The 23,084-nt window shown below is 71.5% G+C and carries 23 protein-coding genes; 18 read left to right on the top strand and 5 right to left on the bottom strand.

Features of this window, described 5'->3' with window-relative positions; all coding sequences use genetic code 11:
- Positions 1 to 5: 5 nt before the first annotated feature.
- From nusB to GTZ93_RS40080, 14 genes are all read left to right on the top strand, one after another.
- Positions 6 to 431: a transcription antitermination factor NusB gene (nusB, locus tag GTZ93_RS40145; RefSeq protein WP_120576291.1), complete on the top strand. Its 426-nt coding sequence runs from the start codon at positions 6 to 8 to the stop codon at positions 429 to 431.
- Entirely contained in the window at positions 428 to 919 is a 492-nt protein-coding gene (locus tag GTZ93_RS40140) for a M17 family peptidase N-terminal domain-containing protein (protein WP_120567723.1), read from the top strand. The genes nusB and GTZ93_RS40140 overlap by 4 nt, the downstream gene beginning before the upstream one ends.
- Before the next feature lie 54 nt (positions 920 to 973).
- Entirely contained in the window at positions 974 to 1,348 is a 375-nt protein-coding gene (locus tag GTZ93_RS40135; RefSeq protein WP_120567722.1) for a response regulator, read from the top strand.
- Positions 1,345 to 3,576 (top strand): chemotaxis protein CheA, encoded by a 2,232-nt coding sequence (locus GTZ93_RS40130; protein WP_139915599.1) that lies wholly within the window; start codon positions 1,345 to 1,347, stop codon positions 3,574 to 3,576. Before GTZ93_RS40135 ends, GTZ93_RS40130 begins: the two co-directional genes overlap by 4 nt.
- A 34-nt stretch (positions 3,577 to 3,610) precedes the next feature.
- Complete coding sequence (locus tag GTZ93_RS40125; protein WP_139915600.1) at positions 3,611 to 4,174, top strand: chemotaxis protein CheW; 564 nt, start codon at positions 3,611 to 3,613, stop codon at positions 4,172 to 4,174.
- On the top strand, positions 4,171 to 4,692 hold the full coding sequence (locus tag GTZ93_RS40120) for a chemotaxis protein CheW (protein ID WP_139915601.1): 522 nt from the start codon (positions 4,171 to 4,173) through the stop codon (positions 4,690 to 4,692). Before GTZ93_RS40125 ends, GTZ93_RS40120 begins: the two co-directional genes overlap by 4 nt.
- A gap of 45 nt (positions 4,693 to 4,737) precedes the next feature.
- Complete coding sequence (locus tag GTZ93_RS40115) at positions 4,738 to 5,127, top strand: hypothetical protein (RefSeq protein WP_139915602.1); 390 nt, start codon at positions 4,738 to 4,740, stop codon at positions 5,125 to 5,127.
- 159 nt (positions 5,128 to 5,286) lie between these two features.
- Positions 5,287 to 7,278: a HEAT repeat domain-containing protein gene (locus GTZ93_RS40110; protein WP_139915603.1), complete on the top strand. Its 1,992-nt coding sequence runs from the start codon at positions 5,287 to 5,289 to the stop codon at positions 7,276 to 7,278.
- A 13-nt stretch (positions 7,279 to 7,291) separates the two neighbouring features.
- The gene (locus tag GTZ93_RS40105) at positions 7,292 to 8,164 is read left to right on the top strand and encodes a CheR family methyltransferase (protein WP_180945998.1); all 873 of its coding nucleotides are present in this window, start codon (positions 7,292 to 7,294) and stop codon (positions 8,162 to 8,164) included.
- Complete coding sequence (gene cheB, locus GTZ93_RS40100) at positions 8,164 to 9,207, top strand: chemotaxis-specific protein-glutamate methyltransferase CheB (RefSeq protein ID WP_139915604.1); 1,044 nt, start codon at positions 8,164 to 8,166, stop codon at positions 9,205 to 9,207. The genes GTZ93_RS40105 and cheB overlap by 1 nt, the downstream gene beginning before the upstream one ends.
- A gap of 69 nt (positions 9,208 to 9,276) precedes the next feature.
- Positions 9,277 to 9,660: a response regulator gene (locus GTZ93_RS40095; RefSeq protein ID WP_120576283.1), complete on the top strand. Its 384-nt coding sequence runs from the start codon at positions 9,277 to 9,279 to the stop codon at positions 9,658 to 9,660.
- 27 nt (positions 9,661 to 9,687) lie between these two features.
- Complete coding sequence (locus tag GTZ93_RS40090) at positions 9,688 to 10,461, top strand: ABC transporter ATP-binding protein (protein WP_120576282.1); 774 nt, start codon at positions 9,688 to 9,690, stop codon at positions 10,459 to 10,461.
- Positions 10,458 to 12,179, top strand: a complete 1,722-nt coding sequence (locus GTZ93_RS40085) for a putative ABC exporter domain-containing protein (protein WP_139915605.1) — start codon at positions 10,458 to 10,460, stop codon at positions 12,177 to 12,179. Before GTZ93_RS40090 ends, GTZ93_RS40085 begins: the two co-directional genes overlap by 4 nt.
- Before the next feature lie 25 nt (positions 12,180 to 12,204).
- Complete coding sequence (locus GTZ93_RS40080) at positions 12,205 to 13,095, top strand: NAD(P)-dependent oxidoreductase (protein WP_139915606.1); 891 nt, start codon at positions 12,205 to 12,207, stop codon at positions 13,093 to 13,095.
- Between the two features lie 14 nt (positions 13,096 to 13,109).
- Here the strand turns inward: GTZ93_RS40080 and GTZ93_RS40075 are convergent, their stop codons facing one another.
- From GTZ93_RS40075 to asnS, 3 genes are read right to left on the bottom strand one after another with little or no spacing between them, the layout of a single operon-like run.
- On the bottom strand, positions 13,110 to 13,310 hold the full coding sequence (locus tag GTZ93_RS40075; protein WP_139915607.1) for a hypothetical protein: 201 nt from the start codon (positions 13,308 to 13,310) through the stop codon (positions 13,110 to 13,112).
- Between the two features lie 52 nt (positions 13,311 to 13,362).
- A complete protein-coding gene (locus GTZ93_RS40070; RefSeq protein ID WP_139915608.1) occupies positions 13,363 to 13,749 on the bottom strand; it encodes a hypothetical protein in 387 nt (128 codons plus the stop codon).
- A gap of 38 nt (positions 13,750 to 13,787) precedes the next feature.
- Positions 13,788 to 15,188: an asparagine--tRNA ligase gene (asnS, locus tag GTZ93_RS40065; protein ID WP_139915609.1), complete on the bottom strand. Its 1,401-nt coding sequence runs from the start codon at positions 15,186 to 15,188 to the stop codon at positions 13,788 to 13,790.
- Between the two features lie 217 nt (positions 15,189 to 15,405).
- On the opposite strand from asnS, the gene leuS reads away from it, so the two are divergent.
- The 3 genes from leuS to lptE all read left to right on the top strand — a co-directional run bounded on the left by leuS (position 15,406) and on the right by lptE (position 19,138).
- Positions 15,406 to 17,907: a leucine--tRNA ligase gene (gene leuS, locus GTZ93_RS40060; protein ID WP_139915610.1), complete on the top strand. Its 2,502-nt coding sequence runs from the start codon at positions 15,406 to 15,408 to the stop codon at positions 17,905 to 17,907.
- An 18-nt stretch (positions 17,908 to 17,925) separates the two neighbouring features.
- Complete coding sequence (locus GTZ93_RS40055) at positions 17,926 to 18,516, top strand: hypothetical protein (RefSeq protein ID WP_139915611.1); 591 nt, start codon at positions 17,926 to 17,928, stop codon at positions 18,514 to 18,516.
- Between the two features lie 100 nt (positions 18,517 to 18,616).
- Complete coding sequence (gene lptE / locus GTZ93_RS40050; protein ID WP_139915612.1) at positions 18,617 to 19,138, top strand: LPS assembly lipoprotein LptE; 522 nt, start codon at positions 18,617 to 18,619, stop codon at positions 19,136 to 19,138.
- A 46-nt stretch (positions 19,139 to 19,184) separates the two neighbouring features.
- Here the strand turns inward: lptE and rpsT are convergent, their stop codons facing one another.
- Complete coding sequence (rpsT, locus tag GTZ93_RS40045; protein WP_120576275.1) at positions 19,185 to 19,451, bottom strand: 30S ribosomal protein S20; 267 nt, start codon at positions 19,449 to 19,451, stop codon at positions 19,185 to 19,187.
- Between the two features lie 172 nt (positions 19,452 to 19,623).
- Entirely contained in the window at positions 19,624 to 20,814 is a 1,191-nt protein-coding gene (gene mazG, locus GTZ93_RS40040; protein WP_139915613.1) for a nucleoside triphosphate pyrophosphohydrolase, read from the bottom strand.
- Between the two features lie 106 nt (positions 20,815 to 20,920).
- Here mazG and GTZ93_RS40035 point away from each other — a divergent pair, with 106 nt between their 5' ends.
- Positions 20,921 to 23,083, top strand: coding sequence for a tetratricopeptide repeat protein (locus GTZ93_RS40035; RefSeq protein ID WP_161663336.1), 2,163 nt, complete (start codon positions 20,921 to 20,923; stop codon positions 23,081 to 23,083).
- The last annotated feature ends 1 nt before the right edge of the window (position 23,084 follow it).

The raw sequence follows: 23,084 nt of genomic DNA, 5'->3' as shown, positions 1-23,084 counted from the left end.
CCGCGATGGGCGCGCGCAGAACGGCACGAGAGCGGGCGCTGCAGGCGCTCTACAAGTTGGAGATGACCCAGGGCGCCACCACGCGGGAGGCCCTGGACGCGGCGTGGGCCGCCTCCTCGGAGGACGGTACGCCGGAGCCGGACGCGGTGAAGTTCGCCAAGGAGATCGTGGAGGGCGTGGAGGCCCACCGCGAGGAGATTGACGGGCTCATCGAGCGCCACAGCCACAACTGGCGCCTGGACCGCATGTCCCGCATCGACCGGAACGTGCTGCGGCTGGGCATCTTCGAGCTGAAGTACCGCCCGGACATCCCCCGCAAGGTGACCATCAACGAGGCGGTGGAGCTGGGGAAGAACTTCGGCAACGAGGAGTCGAGCGCCTTCGTCAACGGCCTCTTGGACCGCGTCGCGGTGGCGCTCGGGAAGCCGTGAGCCAGACGCAGACCCTGGACGTGGGCCTGGAGGGCCTGGACGCACTGAACGGGGTGGACGCCCTCTGCCTCTTCGTGGCCGAGGACGACCGCCCCCTGCCGTCCTCCGCCGGCTACGTGGACTGGCGGCTGTGCGGCGCCCTGTCGCGCGTGCTCCAGGGTGGGTTCTTCACCGGCGTGAAGGACGACTGGCTCCTGTTGCCGTCGGACGGGAAGCTGACCGTGCCGCGCATCTTCGTGGTGGGGCTGGGCTCCCGGAAGCGTCTGGACGCGGCCTCACTGGGTGAGGCGCTGGCGGGCGCGGCGAAGGTCTTGAGCCGCGCGAAGGTGGAGTCCGTGGCCTTGGAGGTGCCTCAGGGGTCTTCCCTGAGCGACTCCGCTCGGGCGGAGGCGTACCAGCGGCAGTTCCTGCCCGCGTTCAAGGGGGGACGGGTGTCCCTCCTCGCGGACAAGGGCCTTGTCGGGTCGCTGTCATCCCGGAAGGGTTGACGCACAGCGGCCAGACAGGGGTTCTGCTAGCATCCGGCCCTTGAGGCGCGCGCGATGAAGTTCAAGGTGTTGATCGTCGAGGACTCCAAGGTGTCGCGCGAGCACATCGCCGCGACCGTGGAGGCCGTGGACGGCGTCGAGGCCGTCACCACCGCCAGCGGCTTCGAGGCGCTGAAGCTGCTGCCGCGTCAGCGCTTCGACCTGATCATCACCGACATCAACATGCCCGACATCAACGGGCTGGAACTCATCAACTTCGTCAAGAAGAACCCCAACTACCGGGACGTGCCGCTCATCATCGTCACCACCGAGGGGCGTGAGCAGGACCGTTCGCGGGGCATGGCGCTGGGCGCCGCTGGCTACCTGGTGAAGCCGTTCCAGCCGGCGGACCTGGAGGCGCTCCTGCGGCGCTTCCTGAAGCCGCTGTGACGCCTGGGGGCAAGGCGCTCTCGGAGTTCGTCGCCGAGGCCACCGAAATCCTGGATGCGCTGGGGCGCGACCTGCTGGCCCTGGACGAGGCGCGGGGCCTGGAGGCGGACCCCGAGCACATCAACGGCATCTTCCGCGCGGCGCACTCGCTCAAGGGCCTGTCGGGCCTCTTCGGCCAGGAGCGCATCACCCAGCTGGCGCACGCGGCGGAGGACCTGCTGGACCGGCTTCGGCTGGGCCGGCTGACGCTGGATGACCAGGTCCTGGACACGCTGGTGGACGCGCTGGACACGTTCCAGGCGCTGCTCGGGGAGGCGTCCCGGAGCGAGGAGGGCCCCGAGCTCTCCCAGCGCACCCGCGACATGGAGGACCGCATGGCGCGGCTGGGGTCGCCCCCGCCCGCCGTGGAAGAGGATCCGCTGGAGCGGCTGGAGCTGGACGCGACGGTGCGCGCCGTCTTCACCGAGTACGAGGAGCACCGGCTGCGCGAGAACGTGCGGCGCGGGGTGGCGCTGTGGCGGGTGCGCGCGGCGTTCGACCTCACGGACTTCGACCAGGGACTCGCGGACCTGAACGCGCGCCTCAAGCCCCTGGGCGAGGTCATCAGCACGCTGCCCTCGTCGCGGCCGGGCGGCTCCACCGGCATCGCGTTCGATCTCATCTTCGGCGCGAAGGTGGGCGCGCAAGCGCTGGAGGACGGCCTCCGGGGCACGCCCGCGGAGCTGGCGCCGCTGTCCGTCCGGCCGCCGGAATCGGGCTCGACGGGGCCCGCGTTCGACATGCCTCGGCCACGCGATGCCGCGACCGTGCGCGAGGACGTCGAGGTGCTGCCTCCGGAGGACGAGGACGCGGAGGGGCCGGTGGAGACCCGAGGCCTCGCGACCGTGTCCGCGCACCCGGGAGCAAGCCCTCCGCGCATGCGGGCGGTGACGCCTCCGGCCACGGTGGTGGGGCTCCAGGCCGCCGCGTCCGCGCCCCTCACCGCGGGCCGTCCCAAGGCGGAAGAGACGTCCCTGCGCTCGCTCACGCAGACGGTGCGCGTGGACATCGGGCGGTTGGACGGGCTCATCAACATGGTGGGCGAGCTGCTGCTCATCAAGGCCAACCTCCAGCGGCTGGCGGAGACGTCCCGTCAGGACGGCACCGTCGCGCTGTCCAAGCTCTTCGGCCAGGAGCTGTCGCGAGAGACGCGGCAGCTGGAGCGCAAGCTGGAGGCGCTCCAGGAGGGGCTGCTCGAAGCGCGCATGGTCCCGGTGGGCCAGGTCTTCGACAAGCTGGCGCGGCTGGTGCGCAAGATTGCCCGCGAGGCCGGCAAGGAGATCGACTTCGTCAGCTCCGGCGGCGAGGTGGAGCTCGACAAGCTCATCGTGGAGGAGCTCAGCGACCCGCTGATGCACCTCATCCGCAACGCCATCGACCATGGCGCGGAGGGCCCGGAGTCGCGGCTGTCCGCGGGCAAGTCCCGGCGCGCGACGGTTCGGCTGCGCGCGGAGCAGAAGGGCAACCACGTCGTCATCAGCGTGTCCGACGACGGCTCGGGCATCGACGAGGTGCGCGTGCGCGAGGTGGCGCTGTCGCGCGGGCTCGTCACCCCGTCGCAGGTCAGTGAGATGACGCGGCGCGAGCTGCTCAACCTCATCTTCCTGCCGGGCTTCTCCACCCGCTCCAGCGTCAGCTCGCTCTCCGGAAGAGGCGTGGGCCTGGACGTGGTGAAGAACAACCTGGGCAACCTCTCCGGCATCATCGACGTGTGGAGCGAGCGCGGGAAGGGCACGGCCTTCCACCTGACGCTGCCGGTGACGCTGGCCATCGTGCGCGCGCTGGTGGTGGGCGTCAGCGGCCGCACCTACGCGGTGCCGCTCAACAGCGTGCTGGAAATCCTCTCCGTGCAGCCGCGCGACATCCGCACCGTGGAGCGGCGCGAGGTGCTGGACCTTCGTGGCCAGACGCTGCCCTTCCTGCGGCTGGGGCGCCTGTTCCACCTGCCGGAGCGCGAGGTGAGCCGCCACTTCGTCGTCGTGGTGGGCCTGGCGCAGCAGCGGCTGGGCATTGCGGTGGACGAGCTCTTCGGACAGCAGGACATCGTCACCAAGCCCCTGGGCGGCCGGCTGAGCCGCGTGAAGGGCATCTCCGGCGCCACCGACCTGGGCAACCGCCGCACCGTCCTGGTGCTGGATGTCGCGGAACTCCTGGAAGAGGGCATCGCGCAGGAGCGGCGCCGCGCTTGAGGCGTCCACGCCGGGGGCTGCTATCCTCCTGGGCGTGTCCCGTTTCGAAGCCCTGCTCGACGCGTTCTTCTACCGCCCGGACGAGGACGTCGGTGGCCTGCTGGACTTCGCCGCGGGCAGTGACGACCTGGCGCAGCCGCTGCTGGAGGAGGAGCCCGTCGAGTACCTGGCCTTCCGCCTGGAGGCGGAGTGCTACGCGGTGCCCATCCTCGCGGTGAGGGAGATCTGCAAGGTGCCGCTGCTCACGGAGATTCCGCGCGCGGAGCCGCAGCTGCTGGGCGTGATGAACCTGCGCGGGGAGCTGTTGCCCGTCTACGACGTGAAGCTGCGGCTGCGGCTGGCGGACGTGCCTCCAGTGGTGGCGGGGCCGGACGCGGGCCTGCCGCCCCGGGCCTCGCGCATCCTGGTGCTCAAGACGGAGGACGGGCCCGCGGGCGTATGGGTGGACTCGGTGGCGGGCGTGGTGCGGCTCAAGCCGTCCATGGTGGAGCTGTCGCCCGCGGGGCTGCGGGGAGACCGGGACTGCGTGGCGGGGTTGGGGCGCAAGGGCTCGCAGCTCTACATCCTGTTGGATCCGGAGCAGGCGCTCGCCCCATGACGGACCCCGTGAACCTGATGGTCCGCCGACCGCGCGGCGAGAAGACCTCCGAGACGCCCTCGGCCGAGGTGCAGCTGTGCGCCTTCTTCGTGGGCAACGAGGAGTACGTGCTGGACATCATGCGCGTAGAGGAGATCCTCCCTCCCCAGCGCGTGATTCCCATCCCGCACGCTCCCGCCTTCGTGGAGGGAGTGCTGCACCTGCGCGGCGCGATGCTGCCCGTGGTGGACCTGCGACGGCGCTTGCTGGGCGAGCCCGCGCAGGAGACGCGGCGCACGCGCCTGCTCGTGTGCCGGCTGGGAACGCGGCGCGTGGTGACGCGGGTGGACCGCGTGGCGGAGGTGCTGCGTGTGCGCCGGGCTGACATCAAGCCCGCGCCGGCGCTCATGGCCGGGGGGCGCACGCCGTTCGTGGTGGGAGTGTGCGGACCGCCGGAGCGGCTGCGGCTGCTCTTGGACCTGAAGGCGCTCTTGCTCGCGGAGCTGGAGCGCGACTCCCGCCCGCCGCCCGCTGGCTGAGCGCGCGTTTTCGGCGTGCGCATCCCGGCTTTAGGAGGGGGCCTCATGCGAGACCTGAGCGGGCACCGGAAGTCCCTGGGGTTCCTCTACCTGTTCGTGCACACGCTGATGCTGGCGGGCACGGGCGTGCTGGCGTACGTCACGGCCGCCCTGGGCTTCGTCGCCGCCGCCGGCAGGTCCGCCCCCGCGATGCCGGTGTGGGAGAACCCGCTCGTCCTCGCGATGGCGGGCATCTTCGTGGTGCTCCTGGCGGCGTCCATCGCAGGGCTCGCCCTGGGCCTGGGGCTCGTGCGCGGCCGCCCCGTCTCCAAGGGCCTGGCGACGTTGCTCGCCCTCGTGGCCCTGCCCACTTTTCCGCTAGGTACGGTGCTGGGCGTCTACTCGCTCTGGTTCTTCGGTCAGGAGGGCTGGGCCGCGGACCTCCAGGAGGCCTGAGCGCGCCGCGTGTGGCGAAGGGTGCGAAGGTGAACGTTTCCATCCGGCGCAGGGCTGCCCACCTGCGGTGGGAGCAGTCTCGTGGGACGCGACTCCCCCGGCGGCTTCGAGCAGGATGGAGCCAAACCGAGCAACACGAGCCCCGAAGGAGGACGGCGGATGAGCGACACGGTGCGGTCCCCCGCGGGGCAGGAAGAGGCGCGGTATCGGGCATTGCAGGCGGTGGATCCGCGTGCGCCCGGAGCCCTGGAGACCTTCACCACCGGTCTGCATGACGAGAGCTGGCGCGTGCGCCACGCGGCGGCGGAAGGACTGCGCCGCGTGCCGGATGCGCCGGGCGTCACCGCGCGGCTCGTCTCCGTCCTGGGCAAACGCGGCGAGACGGGCGCTCGCAACGCGGCGGCCGAGGCGCTGGCCGGAATGGGGCCGGTGGCGATCCCGCCGCTGGTGCACCTGCTGGAGCACGAGGATCCGGATCAGCGGAAGCTGGCGGCGGACATCCTGGGCCAGCTGGGCCGTCCGGAGGTGGAGGACGTGCTCCTGCGCGCGCTCTCCGACGACGACCTCAACGTGTGCGTGGCGGCCGCGGAGGCGCTGGGCCGGATGGGCGGGGACGCCGCGGCGCGGGCGCTGGAAGGCCTGCTGGACGCACCCACGCCCCTGTTGCGACTGGCCGCGCTGGAGGGGCTCGCGTCGCTCAAGCGCGCGCCCCCGCTGGAACGGGTGATGGCGCTGGTGGAGGACCCGGGAGTGCAGCGCAGCGCCCTGCGGCTCCTCGGCCTGTACCCCCCGGGCGTGTCCACGGAGCGCATCTGCCGGGCGCTGGCGTCGCCGGTGCGCTCGGTGCGCGAGGCGGCGCTCGTCGCGCTGGGGAAGCAGGCCGTGGGGCTGGGCCCGTACGAGCGCGGTGAGCTGGATGCGGTGGCGCGCTCGGTGCTGAACGGCATCCCGGGAGTGGCGGCGCACGTGGCGCAGGCCCTGGATGGCGATGACGTCCGGGTGCGGGCCGGCGCGCTGGTGGCGGCCGGAGCGCTGGGCGAAGCGTCGCTCGCGGTGGCGGTGGCGGAGGTGGCGCGCGAGGACCGGCTGCTGCGCGAGGTGCTCTTCACGCTGGGCCAGCTGGGGCCTGAGGGCCGGCGCCTGCTGCTCGGGAGCATGGGCACGCTGTCGCTGCCCGCGCGCACGGTGGCGGCCGAGGCGCTGGTGCTGCTGGTGGACTCGACGTCGGTGCCGGAGCTGTGCGCGCTCCTGGAGTGGGCGGAGGACGACCTGCGCGCGGTGGTGGTGCGCGCGCTGGGACGCACGCACTCGCCGGACGCCGTGGCGCCGCTGGTGGAGCTGCTCTCGGACTCCGCGCTGTCGGGCATGGCGGCGCGAGCGCTGGAGCAGCTGACCGTGGCCCACCCGCTGACGGCGCTGGCCGCGCTGGAGGCGGCGGTGGAGCAGCGCACGACGCCCGCGGCGGTGGCGGTGCTGGGCCGGTTGGGTGGCGCGCGGGTGTTGCCCGTACTGCGGCGGATTGCTCGCGATGAAGACGCTTCCTGGCGCGCGGCGGCGGTGGAGGCCGCGAGCCGGGCGGACGGCGAGGCCGGCATGGAGCTGGCGCGCGGCGCGCTGGCGGACGAGTCCCCCAAGGTGCGCATCGCCGCGGTGCGCTCCCTGGGGCAGCAGGGCGGCAGGGAGGCCGCGACGTTCCTGGGGCTCGCGCTGAAGGACGAGGACCGCGGTGTGCGCGTGGCCGCGGTGGAGGCCGTGGGCGTGGCGGGCGCGAAGGAGCGCTCGCCGGACCTGGAGGCCCTGGTGCGCCATGGCGACGGCGCGCTCGCGATGCTGGCGGTGCGCGCGCTGACGAAGCTGGGCACGGTGGGCGCGGGCGTGCTGTGGGACGCGCTCAGCCATCACGACGCGGAGGTGGTGAAGGCGGCGTTGGCGGCGCTCGGGTCGGCGGAGGCCTCGGCGGATGGGGCGGCGCTGGCGGTGTCGCTGCTGGGGCATCCCCGCTGGGACGTGCGGGCGACCGCGGCGCGCGTGCTGGGTGGGCTGGGGCGGCCGGAGTGCCTGCCCGCGCTCGAACAGGCGATGGCGGTGGAGCAGGACGCGCTGGCCCAGGTGGCGCTGGCGGAAGCGGTCGTCCGGTTGTCGGGGCGCTGAGGGGAGGACTCGGATGCCACGCTTCGACGAGGGCCGCCCTGAGATGACGCTGGAGGAGTTCCGGCTGCTGCGTGACCACGTCTACGCGCACTGCGGAATCCTCATCCACGAGAACATGAAGTTCGTGATGGAGCGCCGGCTGTGGCCCCGGCTGGAGGCGCTGGGGATCCAGGACTTCGGCTCCTACCACCGCTACCTGCGCTACGACGCCCAGCGCAGCGCGGAGCTGGAAGCGGCGGTGGAGTCCCTCACCACGCACGAGACGTACTTCTTCCGCGAACCCGCGCAGCTCAAGGCCTTCTGCGAGGAGTTGCTCCCCATCCTGGAGAAGCGCAACGCGCACACGCGGCGGCTGCGGCTGTGGTCGGCGGGGTGTTCCTCCGGTGAGGAGGCGTACACGCTGGCCATGCTGCTCAAGGAGAGCGGCCGCTTCGACGACTGGGACGTGGAGGTCCTGGGCACGGACCTGTCGCGCCGCGTGCTGGCCGTGGCCCGCCGCGCCGAGTACGGCCCCAGCGCCCTGCGCGCGACGCCGCCGGACCTGCTGGAGCGCTATTTCGTGCCCGCGGGGGTGAACCGCGTCCGCGTGCGCGACGACGTGAAGGCGTGGGTGAACTTCGGTCACCACAATCTGTCGGACGTGGCGGGCAGCCAGCTGGTGCCGCGCTCGGACGTCGTCTTCTGCCGCAACGTGATGATCTACTTCGACCTGGCCGCGCGCCGCCGCGTGCTGGGCGTCATCCGCGACCGGCTCTGTCCCGGGGGCTACCTGCTCCTGGGCCACGCGGAGAACCTGCTCAGCCTGGGCGCGGACTTCGAGCTGGTGCACCTGAAGGGCGACCTCGTCTACCGCCGGCCCGAGCTTCCGGGCGGGGAGGGCCGCTGATGGGACGCCCGCTCACGGTGCTCGTCATCGACGACTCGGCCACCAACCGCCGCACGCTCACCACGCTGCTGGAGTCCTCCCAGGAGGTGATGGTGCTGGACTGGGCCCAGGACGGCGAAGAGGGGCTCAAGAAGGTCCTGGACCTGAAGCCCGACGTGGTGACGCTGGACCTGGAGATGCCCCGGCTGGGCGGCCACACCTTCCTGCGGCTGCTCATGCGCGCGGCGCCCACGCCCGTCATCGTCATCTCCAGCTACGCGCACCGCTCGGACGTGGGCAAGGCGCTGGAGCTGGGCGCGTTCGACTTCATCGCCAAGCCGCCCCAGGTCACGCCGGCGGCGCTGGAGCACCTGCGGCGCGAGCTCATCGACAAGGTGCTCGCGGCGCGCCACGTGAAAGCCGGGGGACGCCACGGGGCCGCGCCGCGCGGCGTCGTGCTGTCGGGGGATGTGCCGCAGATCATCGCCGTGGGCGCGTCCACCGGCGGGCCTCCCGCGGTGCAGCGGCTCCTGGAAGGACTGGCCACCGAGCCGACCGTGAGCGTGCTGGTGGGCCAGCACATGCCGTCGCAGTTCACCAAGGCCTTCGCGGAGCGGTTGGACCGCATCGGCCCCTTCACGGTGAGGGAGGCGTGCGAGGGCGACATGGTGAAGCCGGGCCACGTCTACATCGCGCCGGGAGGCCGCCACCTGCTGCTGTCCGACCGCACCGGGCGCCTGGAGCTGCGCACGCCGTCGCCCGTGCCCGCGGACAAGTACGCACCGTCGGTGGACCGGCTCTTCGAGAGCGCGGCGGACGTGCTGGGCCCGCGCGCGGTGGCGGTGGTGCTGACGGGGATGGGAGCGGATGGGGCGCAGGGCGTACGCGCGGTCCGCCGCGAGGGCGGCGAGACGTGGGCCGAGTCCGAGGACACGGCGGTGGTGTACGGCATGCCCAAGGAGGCCATCGCCACGGGCGCGGTGAGCCGGGTGCTGGCCCTGGACGCCATCGGGACGGAGCTGGCCGCGCTGGTGCGCCGCCGACGGCAGTCCGGCGGGCAGTGAATCGCTGGCTGCATGACAGCCGCCGCACAATCCCGGGCCGGATGGCGTGCGGGTGCTAGGCTGGTGTCCATGTCGCAGCAGATCCGCGCGCTGGTGGTGGATGACTCGCAGGCCATGCGCCGCAGCATCATGTACGCGCTCCAGCGTCTGGCCGGGGTGGTCTGCATCGAGGCACAGGACGGCGTGGAGGGGCTGAAGAAGCTCTCCACGCAGGGCCGCTTCGACCTGGTGATGACGGACATCAACATGCCGTTGATGGACGGGCTGAAGCTCATCCACCACATCCGCCAGACGGAAGAGCACCGGGCGGTGCCCATCGTCGTGGTGACGACGGAGGGCGCGGCGGCGGACCGCGAGCGGGCCATGGCGCTGGGAGCCACGGCCTACCTGGTGAAACCCGTGCAGGCCCGCGTGGTGCTGGACACGGTGAAGGAACTGCTGAAGCTCGGCTGAGCTTCGACAGGAATCCCAAGGGCACGCATGGAACCGGCGCTGGACGTCGAAGGGCTGGAGAAGACGTACGGCGCGGTGCGGGCGGTGCGCGGCCTGTCCTTCCAGGTGGCACCGGGCGAGGTGCTGGGACTGGTGGGGCCCAACGGCGCAGGCAAGACGTCCACGCTGCGGTGCCTGGCCGGAATCCTTCCGGCCTCCGAGGGGCGCGTGCGGGTGGCGGGCTTCGACGTGGCGCAGGCGCCGGTGGAGGCGAAGCGCCAGCTGGCCTTCCTCCCGGACGAGCCGCGCTTCTTCGAGTACCTCACCGTCTGGGAGCACCTGAACTTCACCGCGCGCCTCTACGGCGTGGAGGATTGGGAGGAGCGGGGCCGCGAGCTCCTGGCGGAGATGGAGCTCACGGGCCGGGAGAAGTCATTGCCGGGTGAGCTGTCGCGGGGCATGAAGCAGAAGCTGTCCATCGCGTGCGGCTTCCTGCACCAGCCCCGGCTCATCCTCCTGGATGAACCGCTGACGGGGTTGGATCCGCTGGGCATCCGCCGCATGAAGGCCTCGCTGCGCCGCCGCTCGGAGGAGGGCACGGCGTTGGTGCTGTCGTCGCACCTGCTCCCGCTGGTGGAGGAACTGTGCCACCGGCTGCTCGTCATCGCCGGAGGGCGCGCGGTGGCGCTGGGTTCGCTGGCGGAGATTCGCGAGCAGATGGCGGGCGGAGCCGGGGACGGCGCGTCGCTGGAGGAGCTGTTCGTGCGCATCACCAGCGCGGCGTCGGAGGAGGCGGAGGCGCGGGGGACCGAACCGGCGTGAGCTTCCCGAGCGCGGTGGCGTTCCTCTGGGTGAGGACGTGGCGCAACCGGGTGGTGCGCCAGGTGCAGCGGTTGAAGCGTCCGCGCTACCTCCTGGGCGCGCTGGTGGGGCTCGCGTACCTCTACTCGCTGGTGGGGCGCAGCGTCTTCGTGCAGGGCACGGGCCGCGCGGTGTCGCCCAACGCGAGGCTGTTCGCGGAGTTCTCGCTGGAGGTCTCCGTGCTGGGCACGCTGGTGACGGCGTGGGTGCTGGGCGCGGACCGGCCCGCGCTGACCTTCACGCAGACGGAGGTGCAGACCTTCTTCGCCGCGCCCGTCACGCGCAAGGCGCTCCTGCACTACAAGCTGCTGCGCGGCCTCTTGAGCGCGATGCTCGCGGCGCTGGCGGCGACCCTCTTCGTGGGGCGCTTCACCAGCCCCCAGCCGGTGCTCTTCTTCCTGGGCGCGGCGCTGGCCATGGGGACGCTCTACCTGCACGGCACGGCGGCGTCCTTCGTGCGCGCGTGGCTCGTGTCTCAAGGGCGCTGGGGCAGCGTGGTGCGGTGGGCGGTCGTGGCGGCGGTCCTGGTCGCGGGGATGGGCACGCTGCTGTCCACGCTGAGCGACCACCCGCTGCCGGAGAACCTCTCCACGCCCTTCGCCGTGCGCGAGTGGTTGCGCGACGTGCTCAACGCCCCCGGGCCCCGAGCGGTGCTGTGGCCCGGCCGGGCGCTGGTGGCCCCCGCGATGGCGCGAAGCTGGGAGGGCTTCCTGCGCTACCTGCCCGCGTCGCTGGCGCTGCTGGTGGCGCACTACGCCTGGGTGCTCGCGGTGGAGGTTCCCTTCGAGGACTCCGCGGTGGCCGGGGCGGAAGCGCGGACGCGGCGGCGGGCACAGCGGGCCGCGCGCTCGGGCAATCTGCGCGTGGGCCGGGTGCCCTTCGTGCTGAAGGCCCGGGGGCGTCCAGAGGTCGCGCTCCTGTGGAAGAACCTCATCGCGCGCAGGCGCATGGGCAGCGGGCTGGCGATGCTGCTGTCCTTCGGGGTGCTGGGCGCCGTGTTCGCGCTGGTGATGGGAGACACGCGGCTGTTCTCCAACAGCCGTGAGTTCCTGGGGCCCATGGCGCTGATGGTCGCGGTGGCCATGGCCGTGATTGGCCCGAGCGCGTTTCGCACCGACCTGCGCATGGACCTGCCGAAGCTGGAGCTCTTGCGCGCATTGCCGCTCACGGGGCGGCAGGTGGTGGGCGCGGAGCTGGCGGCGTCCGCGCTGACGTTGGGCGTGGCGCAGTGGGTGATGTTGCTCGTGGCGCTGGTGCTGGGCGTGGGCGCGGACGACGTGACGCTCGCGCCATGGTCCACGCCGGTGGTGCTGGGCCTCTTGTCGGTGTTGCCGGCGCTGGGCCTGGCGGGGCTGTTCGTGCAGAACGCGGCGGTGGTGCTGCTGCCCGCGTGGATTCCGGCGGACTCCGAGCGGGCGCGCGGCGTGGAAGCGCTGGGCCAGCGGCTGCTCACGCTGGTGGGCACGCTGGTGGTGACGTTCCTGGGACTGTTGCCGGCCGCCGTTGTAGCCCTCCTCGTGGGCTATCCGCTGTTCACTGTCATGGGGCGCTGGGCGGTTCCGCTCGCGGGGCTGGCGGCGGCGGGAGCACTCTTCGCGGAGGTGGCGCTGGGCGTCGCCGTCCTGGGCCGCGCCTTCGAGCGGCTGGACGTGTCGGAAGAACAGTCGAACGAAGCGTGAACGCGAGCACGAAGGGAGCATCTCCATGAAGGTCGGCTTCATCGGGTTGGGGAACATGGGTACGCCCATGGCGAAGAACCTGGCCGGCGCGGGCCATGAGCTCGTCGTCTGGAACCGCACCGCCTCCAAGGCGGATCCGCTGAAACAGCAGGGCGCGCGCGTGGCGAAGACGCCCGCGGAGGCCGCCCGCGACGCGGAGGTCGTCGTGTCCATGCTCGCGGACGACCACGCCGCGGAAGAAGCCGTGCTGGGGAAGGACGGCATCGTCAGCGCATTGCCGAAGAACGCCGTCCATGTCTCCTCCAGCACCATCTCCGTCGCGTTGTCGGAGCGCCTGACGAAGGCGCACACGGACGCGGGGCAGGGCTACGTCTCCGCTCCCGTCTTCGGCCGGCCAGAAGCCGCCGCGGGCAAGCAGCTCTGGGTGGTCGCCGCGGGCCCGAAGGCGCAGGTGGAGCGGGTGCGTCCGGTGCTCACGGCGCTGGGGCGCGGCCTCACGGAGCTGGGGGAACGGCCGTCCGCCGCGAACACGGTGAAGCTGTCCGGCAACTTCCTCATCGCGTCGATGATGGAGGCGCTGTCGGAGTCCTTCGCGCTCGCGGAGAAGTGCGGCGTGGAGCGCGCCGCGTTCCTGGACGTCTTCAAGTCCGTCTTCGCCAAGGCGCCCATCTTCGAGAACTACGCGGGCGCCATCGCGAAGGGGCAGTACACGCCCGCGGGCTTCGCGCTGCGCCTGGGCCTCAAGGACGTGACGCTGGCGCTCGAAGCGGGAAGGGCAGCGGAGGTGCCGCTGCCACTCGCGAGCCTGCTGCGAGACCATTTCCTCACCGGCGTCGCCCAGGGGCGCGGCGATGAGGACTGGTCCGCGCTCGGCGCGCTCGCTCAGGAGCGCGCCGGCATCACGAAGAAGGCCTGAGCCACGAGGGCTGCCTACTCCTTCTTCTTGCGCAGCACCTCCGCGGGATGGTTGCGGCGCTCAGGTCCAAGGAAGACGGACAGGACCATCACCAGGGGATTGGGCAGGACGACGAGGATGAGGATGAGGACGAGCCGGCAGGCGCGAATGCACCTGCGCAGGCCCGCCTTGAGGACGCGCCAGAGGGCACGTCCCGCACGCGAGAGCGGCGGCATGGAGGACTCCAGGAACCGGGTGGACTTCCAGGGACGGGACCTCTGGAAGCCCTCAGTGCAGGAGTGCGCGATGCAGCAGGAAGTAGCGGCGCGGTGGCCCCGGGAGCCGCGAGGCCCGCGCAACGCCGCCATGCGACGTCCCCGCGTGGACTCGCGGGGGCCATGACGACGGCTGGGGGGCGTCGGTCCGGGCAGGTGCCTCCGCCTGGTGCCGGACCTCGGGAGCGCGCCGCTCGACGAGGACCGCGACCGCCGCCTGGGGCCCTGGCAGGGGATGCGCGGAGGCACCGGCACCCAGCGCCAGCGCGACGCACGCCAGCGCGAGCCTCAGCCAGCGAGCCACCTGATGCGGGTGCCAGGACACGGTGCCCAACGTAGCCAGGGCATCGAGCCGGTCAATCCTGCCCCGAAAAGAAAGGGCCTCCAGTGGACGCGCCACGGGAGGCCCTCGCTGACTTCAGTGCGCCGCGGCGCGGACTAGAACGTCGCGGAGCCCGGGACGCGCGGGTAGGGGATGGCGTCGCGGATGTTCTGCAGGCCGCACATGTAGACGATGAGCCGCTCGAACCCCAGGCCGAAGCCCGCGTGCGGCACCGTGCCGTAGCGGCGCAGGTCGCGGTACCACTGGTAGTGCGCGGGATCGAGGCCGAACTTCCTCATGCGCGCGTCCAGCACGTCCAGGCGCTCCTCGCGCTGGCTGCCGCCGATGATCTCGCCAATGCCCGGGGCGAGCACGTCCATCGCGGCCACGGTCTTCCCGTCCTCGTTGATGCGCATGTAGAAGGCCTTGATGGCCTCCGGGTAGTTCATCACCACCACGGGCCGGCCCACGTGCTCCTCGGTGAGGTAGCGCTCGTGCTCCGTCTGGAGGTCCTTGCCCCACTCCGGCGCGTACTCGAACTTCTTCTTCGCCTTCTGGAGGATGGAGACGGCATCCGTGTAGTCGATGCGCTCGAAGCTGGAGCCGATGAACTTCTCCATCCGCTCCGTGACGCCCTTCTGCTGACGCTCCTCGAAGAACTTCATGTCCGGCGCGCACTCGTCCAGCACGGCCTTGAACACGTACTTGAGGAACCGCTCCGCCAGCAGCGCGTCCTCGTTGAGGTCCGCGAAGGCGATCTCCGGTTCAATCATCCAGAACTCGGCCAGATGCCGCGTGGTGTTGCTGTTCTCCGCGCGGAACGTGGGGCCGAACGTGTAGACCTTGGACATGGCCAGGCAGTACGCCTCCACGTTCAGCTGCCCGGACACGGTGAGGTAGGCCTCCTTGCCGAAGAAGTCCTTGCCCCAGTCGATCTTCCCGTCCTGACCGCGCGGCGGGTTGGTGGCGTCCAGCGTGGACACGCGGAACATCTGCCCGGCGCCCTCCGCGTCGCTCGCGGTGATGATGGGCGTATTCACCCAGCAGAAGCCTTCCGAGTGGAAGAAGCGGTGCACCGCCTGCGCCGCCGCGTTGCGCACGCGGGTGATGGCCCCGAAGGTGTTGGTGCGCACGCGCAGGTGCGCCACCTCCCGCAGGAACTCCAGCGAGTGCTGCTTCGGCTGGATGGGGTAGGTGTCCGGGTCGTCCACCAGACCCAGCACCTGCACCTCGTCCGCCTGGATCTCGAAGGCCTGACCCTTGCCCTGGGACTGCACCAGCGTGCCCCGGCAGATGACGGAGGCGCCCGCGGTGAGGTGCAGGATTTCCTTCTCGTAGTTGGGCAGCGAATTGGGCGCGACGACCTGGATGGGGTCGAAGACCGACCCGTCGCTCACGTTCACGAAGCTGATGCCCGCCTTGGAGTCGCGGCGCGTCCGCACCCAGCCGCGCACCTCCACCTTCGAGCCCGCTTCGACGGCCCCCGACAGGGCCTTCTTCACACTCACGACCTGCATGGTGCTCTCCCTCTGCTCCAGACCGGGAAGGCGAGTTAGTCGTGCCCGGCCCCAAGGGCAAGCACCGAGCGAAGCCTGGCCCCGGCCCGGGGCCTGCCGGGTCCCCGCCCATCCGGGTTTCCCGGTCAGGGCCCCGGGGCCGCCAGCCGTCCAGGCTTTCGACGCGCCAAGACTTGTTGCCCGCGTGTCCTACCTCCCGCTAAGAGACCGAGAAGCCATGGCGATGAACGAGCGTTACGAGCCGCAGTCGATTGAAGGAAAGTGGCAGACCCGCTGGGAGCAGGAGGGCCTCTTCCGGGCAGGCAGGCGCCCGGATGCCCCGAAGAAGTACGTCCTGGAGATGCTGCCGTACCCCAGTGGCCAGATGCACATGGGGCATGTGCGCAACTACCTCATCGGGGACGTCTACGCGCGCTACTACCAGATGCGCGGCTTCGACGTGCTGCACCCCATGGGCTGGGACGCCTTCGGCCTGCCGGCGGAGAACGCGGCCATCAAGGACGGCGTCCACCCGGCCATCCGCACCCGCGAGAACATTGAGTCGTTCAAGGCGGAGATCAAGACGCTCGGCTACAGCTACGACTGGACGCGCGAGGTCAACACCAGCCAGCCGGAGTACTACCGCTGGAACCAGTGGTTCTTCCTCCAGATGCTCGCGCGCGGGCTCGTCTATCGCCGCTTCAGCAAGGTGAACTGGTGTACCGGCTGTCACACCGTCATCGCCAACGAGCAGGTGAAGGACGGCCGCTGCGAGCGCTGTGACTCCGAGGTGCAGGACAAGGAGATGCCCGAGTGGGCGTTCCGCATCACGAAGTACTCGCAGGACCTGCTCGACTCGCTCGACACGCTCAAGGAGTGGCCGGACCGCATCACCTCGGCCCAGCGCAACTGGATTGGCCGCTCGGACGGCGCGGAGGTGGACTTCCGCGTGCAGGGGCATGACGCCGCCCTGCGCGTCTTCACCACCCGCGTGGACACGCTCTACGGCTGCACCTACGTGGTGCTCGCGCCGGACCACAAGCTCGTGGCCCAGGTGACGACGGCGGACCGCCGCGCGGACGTGGACGCGTTCGCGAAGAAGATGGCCGCGCAGAACAAGACGGAGCGGCTGGGCGAGGACGCGGAGAAGGAGGGCGTCTTCACCGGCGGCTACGCGCTGAACCCGGTGACGGGCCAGCCGGTGCCCATCTGGATCGCCAACTTCGTGGTGAGCGACTACGGCACCGGCGCGGTGATGAGCGTCCCTGCGCACGACGCGCGCGACTTCGCCTTCGCGCGCAAGTACTCGCTGCCCGTGCGCGTGGTCATCCAGCCGGCGTCCGGTGACAAGCTCGGCGCCGGTGAGACGCTCGACGCGGCGTACACGGAGGACGGCGTCCTCGCGGACTCCGGTGACTTCACCGGCATGCCTTCGGCCGAAGTGCGCGTGAAGCTGGCCGCGAAGCTGGAGTCGCAGGGGCAGGGCAAGGCCACGGTGACGTACCGCCAGAAGGACTGGGGCTTCAGCCGCCAGCGCTACTGGGGCACGCCCATCCCCATCGTCTACTGTGAGAAGTGCGACCCCGAGCGCAAGGGCATCCCCGTCCCGGTGGAGCAGCTCCCGGTGCGGCTGCCGGACATCGACACGCAGGCCGTGCTCACCGGCAAGGGTGAGCCGCCGCTCGCGAAGGTGCCGGAGTTCGTCAACGCGACCTGCCCGAAGTGCGGTGGCCCCGCGCGCCGGGAGACGGAGACGATGGACACCTTCGTCGACTCCTGCTGGTACTTCGCGCGCTACCTGTCGCCGAAGTACGACGTGGCGCCCTTCGACCCGAAGGATGGCCAGCGCTGGCTGCCGGTGGACATCTACGTGGGCGGCCCCGAGCACGGCGTGATGCACCTGCTCTACTTCCGCTTCTGGACCCGGGTGATGAAGCTCCTCGGCCTGTCCCCGGTGGACGAGCCCGTCACGCGGCTGATCACCCAGGGCATCGTCAACGGCGCGGATGGCCGGAAGATGGGCAAGCGCTACGGCAACGGCGTGGCGCCCAACACCATCGTGGCGAAGTACGGCGCGGACACCGCGCGCACCTACGTGCTCTTCGCGGGCCCGCCGGAGCGCGACTTCGACTGGTCCCACGAGCAGGTGGAGGGCGTGTTCCGCTTCCTCAAGCGCGTGTGGACGCTGGCCGCCACGCACCACGCTTCCTCGGCGGAGGCCACGTACTCGGGCCCCTACGAGGGCAAGGCGCTGGAGACGCGCCGCGCGGCCCACAAGTGCGTCAAGCGCGTGACGGAGGCCATCGAGCGCCTGTCCTTCAACACCGCCGTCGCGGGCGTCATGGAGTGCGTGAACGCGCTCTACGCGGTGGGCACGCCGGAGACGCCCGCGGAGAAGGCGGCGATGGGGGAGGCGGTGCGGCTGCTCGCGCGCATCCTCACGCCCCTGGCGCCGCACATCGCGGACGAGCTGGCGGAGGCCTACGGCGCGAAGGCGTCCACCGTCACGGAGTCCTGGCCGGAGTTCGACCCGGCGCTGGTGGTGGACGACGTGATTCCGTACGCCGTGCAGGTGAACGGCAAGCTGCGCGCGGAGGTGCGCGTGGCGGCGGACGCGGGCGAGGCGGATGTGCGCGCGGCGGCGGAGGCGGACGACAAGGTGAAGGCCGCCCTCGAAGGCAAGACGCTGCGCAAGTTCGTCTTCGTCCCCAAGCGGCTGGTGAACTTCGTCGTCGGCTGACGGCGGGAGGGAGGGGCGGTGCCCGCGGAAGTGCTCGTCATGTGCTCCGCCTGCGGGCGCCCCCAGACGGCGGCCCGGCGCCGCTGTGCCTTCTGCAACGCGGAGCTGCCGGAGGCGCCCCTGCCGCCCCGGTCCCGCGAGGCTTTGGAGTCGCCCGCGCCGTTGCCGGGCGTCACCCCGCTGGTGCTGGACCTGGGCAACCGGCGCGCCCTGGCGGTGAACGACAGGCAGCTGTCGTTCCAGGGGCGCCCGGGCGGAGGCCCGACGCTCGACGTGCCCTGGGCGAGGGTGCGGCGGCTGGAGTGGCGCACGCGGCCCTACTTCGAATCGCTGGGGCTGCTCGCCTTCACCGCGCTGGGCCTCTTCTGGGCGCCCACGCAGGCGGTGCGGATCATGGCCTTCATGGCGGGCGTCATCGGCCTGGGGCTCGCGGCGCTGTACCGCCACCATGGCCTCACGCTGGAGCTGGATGACGGCACGCGGATGCAGTGGCCGCTGGGCATGGCGCTGAAGGGCTCGGCCCGCGAGGCACGGCTCACCGCGGCCCGCGACACGCTGGCGGCTGCCGGACGCATGCGAGGAGTACCGCTGGCCGGCTCCGGCGCTTGAGGGAGCCCGCGCCGCGGGACAACGGGCCCGGTCTCGAAGCCGCGCCGCTGGCCGGCCCCGGCGCTTGACGGAGGATCGCGGCCGGGTAGGGTGCGCGCCCATGCGGCCCTCGAGGAGCGCGGTTCAGGTGGGTGCGGTGAAGGCGTTCCGGTGGGGCGTGGTGGCCGTGGCGATGCTGGGAGCCGGGTGCGGCTACCGCTTCAGCCCGTGGGGCTCCGCGCTGCCAGAGGGCACGGGCCAGGTGTGCGCGCCCATCTTCGCCAACGAGACGCCGGAGCCCGCGCTGGAGAACCTCTTCACGCGCTATCTGCGGCAGCAGCTCATCCAAGCGGGCCGCCTGGCCAGCGCTCCGAACTGCACGTCCACGATTGAGGGGGCGGTGCTCAACGTCTGGGCCTCCCCGACCATCATCGGCAACAACTACCGCGTCTCCACCACGGTGCGGCTGCGCCTCGTCAAGGAGGGGCAGCTGCTCGGGGAGACGGTGGTGTCAGGGACCGAGGACTACCTCCAGGGACGCGGAAACGTCCTGGAAGCCGAGGCCAACCGTCAGGCCGCGCTGGCGCGTCTGGCGGAGCTGCTCATGCGCGACGGGTACGATCGGCTGGCCAGCACCTGGTGAGGACCGGGGAGCCCGGTCCTCAACGCGCGGTGGTGCTACGGGACGACTAGGCCTTCTTCTTCGCGGCGGCCTTGGCCAGCCGGGAGATGCGGCGCGCGGCGGTGCGCTTGTGCAGGACGCCCTTGCTGGCCGCCTTGTTGAGGGACTTGGAAGCCGCCTTCAGCGAGTCCGTCAACTTCGAACCGTCCTTGGAGGCAATGGCCTCGCGGGCGGACTTGACGGCGTCCTTCACGGACGTCCGGACGTTCACGTTCCGGGCGCGGCGCTTCAGGGACTGGCGGTAACGCTTCTCTGCAGACTTGGTGTTCGCCAAGGCAATGCTCCAGCGGAAGGCAAGGCAAGGAAAAAGAGGGGCCGTCCTTACTGCGACGCCCCCGTTGCGTCAAGGCACGCGTGCGATCGCGATCAGGATTTCCAGTTCCGGAACCCCCGGGAGGCCTCCGGAATGCCTCCCGGGGCCCCACCGACGCCTCACGCCGGAAGAATCATGCCGGAGGGGCGGCGTATTCCCACCGCAACCCGGCGGGATCCACGAACTGGAAGCCCGCCTCGGTGTTGGCGCACGGCACCAACCGTCCCGGATGGTGGGCCCGGAACAGCTCCAGGAGCCGGGCGACCCCCCCGAAGGAGGGGGCCTCCAGGGTGAGGGCTACCGCGGACGCCGCCTGTCCCTGGACACCCGGCATGAAGACGAGCCCCAGGCCCGCGCCCGTGTAGGCCGCCGTGCCATCCGTCGTCCGGGTGGGCGTCCAGCCCAGCCAGGAGGCCACCTCATCCCAGAAGGCCTTCTGGGCCGCCACGTCCGGCACCGCCAGTCGCAGGGTGGCCACGGAGGCGCGCGGCGGGTGGCTGGGCGGGGGCAGCGCCTTCTCCACGGCCTTCGCGGCCTGCCAGTGCCGCTCCATGTGCTCGAGCGTGGCGCCTCCGAAGGGGACGTTCTCCTCGTGCAGCTTCGCCTCGATGTACTGGAAGCGCGTGACGAAGCGGCGCGAGGCCATGCGCAGCGCGTCCTCCGCGGGCGTCTTCACGAAGCGCGCGAGGTTCGCGAGCGAGAACAGGACGTCCCCCAGCTCGTGCTCGATGGCGTCCCGGCCGCCTGACGCGATGGCCTCGTCCAGCTCGCGCAGCTCCTCGTCCAGCTTGCCGCGCACCCCGGCCAGGTCCGGCCAGTCGAAGCCGATGCGGCTGGCCTTCTCCGTCAGGCGCTCCGCGCGCAGCAGGGACGGGGCCGCGGTGGGCACGCCGTCCAGCACGGAGCCCGCGCGCCCGGTCTTCTTCTTGCGCTCCTCCGCCTTCATCTGCGCCCAGTTGGCCAGCACCTGCTCGGCGCCGTTCACCTTCACCTGCTGATCCCCGAACACGTGCGGGTGCCGGCTGGTGATCTTGTCGCTGATCGCCGCGCAGACGTCCGCCATGGTGAACTCGCCCAGCTCCGCCGCCAGCTGCGCGTGGAATACAATCTGGAAGAGCAGATCCCCCAGTTCTTCACACAGCGGGCGCCACGGGCCGCCGTCGGAGACGCGGTCCATTTCATCCAGGACCTCGAACGCCTCCTCGGTCAGGTAGGGGCGCAGCGAGCGCAGGTCCTGTTCGCGGTCCCACGGGCAGCCGCCTTCGGCCCGAAGAAGCCGCATGATCTCCACCAGTCGTTCCAGCTCGCTTCCAGGCGCCGCCATTCATTCACTCCCGAGCAATCCCCCCGCCACGGGATCCTGTAGCACGGGCGGAAGGCACCACATGATTTCGGATCGTCCAGCCTGTCGCCTATCATCGGACGTCCGGATGCTCCGCTCGTTCCTCGGCCTGTGTTGCAGCCTCGTGCTGCTTGTCCCCGCTCGCGCCCCTGCGTTGATGCAGGAGCCGCTCCTGCGCATCGAGGAGAAGGTCATCGAGCCGGAGCCGGATCCCAGCACCTTCCAGGCCACGGAAGATGATCCGGTGGAGGACACCGGCTCCGAGGAGGCCGACGAGCCGGAGCCCGAGCCCCGCCCCGACCCCCGGCGCCGCGTCATCGCCCCGCCGCCCGTGAAGCCCGTCGCTCCCGCTGCCCCCGCCGAACCCGCGCCCCCGCCCGTCATCGTCCCGTCCCGTCCCGTGCTCACCCCGGTGATGGCGCCGAAGGTGACGGACGCGGAGCTGCTGGCCACCTGGGAGAAGTGGAAGTCGGCCCGTTCCCGCAATGATCTCGCCGCGGCGGAGGCCGCCCAGAAGGAACTGCTCACGCTGCGCGAGGAGGTGCTCGCCTCCGACCTGGAACCCCTGAGCATGGGCTTCGTGCGCGAAGCCGGGGTCCGCCGCCGCGCCGGGGACCTGAAGGGCGCGCTCGCGCTCCTGGATGTGGCCGTGGCCCTGTCGCCCGGGCTGCCCGCCGCGCGCTTCGCCCGGGCGGAGGCGTACGTGGTGGAGGATCCGCTGAACGTGCCGCGCGGGCTGGGCGAGTGGAAGACCGCCCTCGTGACCCTGCTCGGAGATGCCCGCTACCGCCGGCCCGCGCTCACGGACCTGGGCGCGCTGGTGCTCGCGGCGTGGGCGGCCACGGCGGTGGCGGTGGTCGCGGTGCTGTTCCTGCGGCGGATCCGCTACGCGCTGCATGACTTCCACCACCTGCTCCCCCGGGCGGTGACGCGCTGGCAGTCCGGACTCCTGGGCCTGATGCTCCTGTCGCTGCCCGCGGTGCTGGGCGTGGGGCTGGTGCCGGTGCTGCTCCTGCTCTTCGCCTCGGTCGCGCTGTACGTGGGCCGCGCCGAGCGCTGGGTGGCCGCGGTGCTGCTCATGGGCCTGGGCGTGATGCCGCTGGCCGCGGGGACGCTGACGCGCTTCACCGTCTTCGCCGGCACGCCCGCGGAGGACGTCTATCTGCTGGAGCGAGGGGGCCTGTCCGCAGGGGGCGCGGCGGCCCGCGTGCGTGCCCGCGCGGAGGTTCGCACCGCCCGCTTCCAGGAGCTGGGCGCGCTCGCCTGGTACGAAACGCGACGGGGCCTGCTGGAGGAGGCGCGGGCGGACTTCAAGGCCGCCTCCGCCCTCAAGTCAGGCGACGCGCGGATGCTCACGCGCTTCGGCAACGCGCTCATGGGCCTGGGCGACGTGGACGGCGCGGTGCTCCTCTACACGCAGGCGTCCAAGGCGGATCCGTCCATGGCGGATCCGCACTACAACCTGGGGCAGGTGTACCGGCGCCGGGCCCGGCTCCTGCCGGATGATCAGCTGGGCAAGGAGCTGGACCGCTCCACCTCCGCCATCGCCCAGGCGCAGACCCTGGACAACTCGCTCCTGCGCCGGGATCCGCCCCCGGAGGACCGCCCCCTGCTCAACCTCCTGCTGCTGGCCCCGACGGTGCCGGAGCGCGACTGGATGGAGCTGGCGGACGGCACCCAGGAGGGCGCCCGCGTGGAGGGCCAGGTGGGCCGGTGGCTGTCGCCCATCCTGCCTGCGGGCCCGGTGGGCTGGGGGCTGACCGCGGCGCTCGCGGCCCTGGTCGCCGTCTTCGGAGAGGCCTCCTGGCGCATGAAGGCGTCGCGCGGCTGCGAGCGGTGCGGAAACGCCGTCTGCCTCCGCTGCGACAAGGACCTGTCCGTGGGCAGCGCGATGTGCGGCCAGTGCGTCCACGTCTACGCGCGCAAGAGCCAGGTGCCCAAGGAGTTCCGCTCGCGCAAGCAGGGCGAGGTGGACCGCCACCAGGCCTGGACGAAGCGGGTGACGTACGCGCTGGGCAGCCTGGTGTCCGGCGCGGGCCACGTGGGCACGGGCCTTCCTGTGCGGGGCGCCCTCTATGCCTTCCTGTTCAGCTTCGCGGTGGCCGCGCTGGTGCTCCACCGGGGGCTCGTCCGCACGCCGTACGGGGATGCTCCGCTGTACCTCAAGCTCGTGCCCGCGGGCACGGTCCTCTTCTTCGTCTACCTGCTGACCCTGCGCGGCCTGCGCCGCCACCAGCGGGGGGAGGCCTGAG

The sequence above is a fragment of the Corallococcus exiguus genome (assembly GCF_009909105.1).
Lineage (GTDB): Bacteria > Myxococcota > Myxococcia > Myxococcales > Myxococcaceae > Corallococcus > Corallococcus exiguus.
This window is presented reverse-complemented; position numbering and strand designations above follow the sequence as displayed.